Origin of the sequence: Haloferax profundi, from assembly GCF_001469865.1 — an archaeon.
In the GTDB taxonomy this organism is placed as follows: Archaea; Halobacteriota; Halobacteria; order Halobacteriales; family Haloferacaceae; genus Haloferax; species Haloferax profundi.
Genome location: NZ_LOPV01000636.1, coordinates 1 through 3035, shown reverse-complemented (window position 1 = coordinate 3035; position 3035 = coordinate 1). Strand labels below are relative to the sequence as shown.

The 3035-nt window shown below is 53.1% G+C and carries 2 protein-coding genes; one reads left to right on the top strand and one right to left on the bottom strand.

Annotated features, from left to right (window positions below):
* Nucleotides 1–2148, bottom strand: a 2148-nt coding sequence (locus tag AUR66_RS18230; RefSeq protein WP_197409870.1) for a PAS domain-containing protein, incomplete at its 3' end; no start/stop codon positions are given.
* Nucleotides 2149–2317: 169 nt separating this feature from the next.
* Here AUR66_RS18230 and AUR66_RS18225 point away from each other — a divergent pair.
* Nucleotides 2318–3035 (top strand): PAS domain S-box protein (locus AUR66_RS18225; protein ID WP_157533226.1); only part of this gene is annotated, 718 nt, incomplete at its 3' end.

The following is a 3035-nucleotide window of genomic DNA, read 5'->3' as shown; positions in this document are numbered from 1 at the left end:
CAGTAGGTCCTCGATGAGTGAATTCATTCGGTCGAGTGCCTTCGAAACTCGCTCAAGATGCTGTATATCACCAGTTTCCTGTGCCAGCTCAAGATATCCCGTTGCGATCGAGATTGGATTCCTGAGGTCGTGTGCGACGACGGAGACAAAGTCATCGAGTCGCTCGTTGGTCGCTGCCAATTCTGCTTCGCGTGACTGAAGCTCTTCTCTTCGTTTCGCTCCTAAGAGTGCCGACGTGAGCGTCATGCTAAACATATCCAGCAGTTCAACATCTGCCTCTGCGAACGTTCCTTCGGTGCCGACAACGAGGACTCCCTGTGAGCCAACGGGAATCTCCAGAACTGATTCGACGGAGGGCTCCGCCGAGACGACGTGTTCAGCCGTTTCTTCGGGGTGAAGTAGTTGCGCCTCACCGGTATTGTATGCCTCGACAAGCGGAGAATCTGTGTCGTCCGACACGTCGAGAGTATAGTTTCCTTCGTCACGCTCTTCAGTGTCACCGGTGGGAACGAGCACTCCTGCTTCGTCAGCGACCCATAGTGACACGAACGACGTTTCGACGATTTGCGGGAGGAGTTCAGTAGTCGTCGTTGCAACTGCGTTAGTATCTTCTGCTACGAGAAGTTCCCGCGTAATCGAGTGGATCCCCACAAGTCCGTCTTTGAGGTGAGCGGTGTCTGTAACGTCGGTCGCGACACCGATGACGCCTGAGACGGACCCAACGTCGTCGAACGTGGGTTGGAAGTACGAATCGTAGACGATGTCGCCAATCTCAACACGGAAGTCAACAGGCGTGCCTTCGAGAGCCCGTTGGATGTTGTTCTGTACCTCCGGAATCTCAGAGTACGCCTCGAAGACGGACTTGCCGACCAACTCACCAGGATCCCGCCCGAGTTCTTCGAGTCCTGCACCTTCCGAAAGGGTGATTATTCCCTCTGTGTCAACAGCAAAGAGCACGACGGGGAGGTTCTGCAGGACAGCCTCCAGTTGGTCGTTAGTTTTTTCCAGTTCTTGGAGGTTCTGCTTCCGGTCAGTGATGTCCCGGAAGAATACAGAGATTCCTGACAAAGATGGATACGCACGCACTTCGAACCAACTGTCATAGCGCTCGGCGTACGTCTCGAACGTCACCGGTTCTTGGGCCTCCATGGCTTCGTGATACTTTTCGTAGAACACACCGCCAATAGCATCCGGATACTGCTTCCAGATCTTTTCGCCGAGCGATGGCTCGGTAACCTGGCTGAAGGTCTGCCGAGCCTGTTCGTTGATATAGGTAAACCGCCACTCGTCGTCGAGAGCAAAGAACGCATCCGTCATTCGCGACAAGAGCTCAGTTCGTTGTGTGTCGGCTAGCTCACGGTCTGTGACGTCACGAGGAATGCCGACGACGCCAACGATGCTGTCTCTGCGGACAATCGGTGAGAGAATGAGTTCGAAGACGCGTTTTCCTTTATCAGCGTCAACGAAGGGAATGTGAAGGATCTCTGTCGTTCCCTCCCGGCAAGCTGTATCGACAGCGTTCTGGTAGCGCTCGTACTCTGTCGGTGGAAACAGGCCTACTTCGACAAGTGACTTGAACTCCTTACCACGGAGTGAGTCGGCACTGTAGCCGGTGATCTCTTCGATACGTGGGTTGACGTACTGGACCCGACTATCCGTGTCGAGAACGAAGGCACCATCCTGCATTGTCTCGACAATTGCCTGTTGGTGGGGGACATCTCGACTGGCGGATACCTGGTGGCTCTCGTCGTCGAGCTCGGTGAGAGACTGGATAAGAGCGTCGTGGTTTTCGGTCGACGGGTCTCGAATGATGTAGTCGTCAATGGGTGCCGTGACTGCCTTCGCAGCGAGTGACTCTGTTCCGGACGCTGTGTATATTACGATTGGTACGTCGGTGTGAGCCAATGCGTCGGCGAGTTCGAAACTGTCGCCATCCGAGAGTTCGTACTCAGCTACAATACAGCTCACGTGTCTATGTTCGACATATTCGACTGCTTCGCCAGCCGTCTCAACGTGTTCTACAGTCAGTCGAAATGCTGACTCGAGAGCGGCACAGACGGACTCAAAACTCTTTGATCCGGGGGCCACAGAGAGTATAACCTCCTCAGAGGAACAACCATTCCCGAGGAAAGTACCGGACGATTGCACTGTCAACATTGAACTACTGACATTCTGAAAAAACCTCCGAAGTAGTAACCGCTGCTATCTCTCACGGCGAAACTCGTGGGCTGATTCAGAACGGAACATTTACACAAGTATGGTGTTTTTAAACTGACCTGATTTAACATATATCAGTGTTAAATACCTGTTGTATACCATGAATGCGAGCGCAGCACGGGAGAAAATATATGATGTGTTCAGTGACCATGAAAGAGCGCTGAACGAGCAAATCCCTGTAGCGCTCAACATCGGGCGATTGTTCCTTGATCTTCCAATCGGGTTTCTCACACGCATCGACGATGGCACACAAGAAATCAAGTATGTCGCAGGAGACCACGAGTCACTACAACCGGGTGAGACCTGCCCACTCGACGATGCCTACTGTCGGCGAACAGTCGAAATTGAAAGCCTGCTTGCAGTACAGGCAGCTGAGACGTCATCGGAAGTCACAGATACAGCTTACGAGACGTTCGGCCTAGAGACGTACATCGGTGCGAAGGTTACTGTCGACGATGACGTCTATGGAACGGTCTGTTTCGCTGCCAAATCCGAACGAGAACAGCAGTTCACGGACGCAGAGGAACTGTTTCTCGAAATCCTGGCACGGTTGATCGGCCAGGCAATCACACGCCAGCAGTATGAGCGAGCACTTCACGACCAAAACGAGCGACTCGAACAGGAGAAACAACGCTTCAAAGGCATTGCTGAGAACAGTTTTGACATCCTTTTCCGTCTCGATACAGCGGGGTGCTTTACCTACGTCTCTCCAGCGGTTGAGCGCCACCTCGGCTACTCCCCTTCTGATCTCATCGGAAATCCGTTCGTCGAGCATCTAACATCTGACACCGAATCAGCTGCTGTCGACGCCTACGATA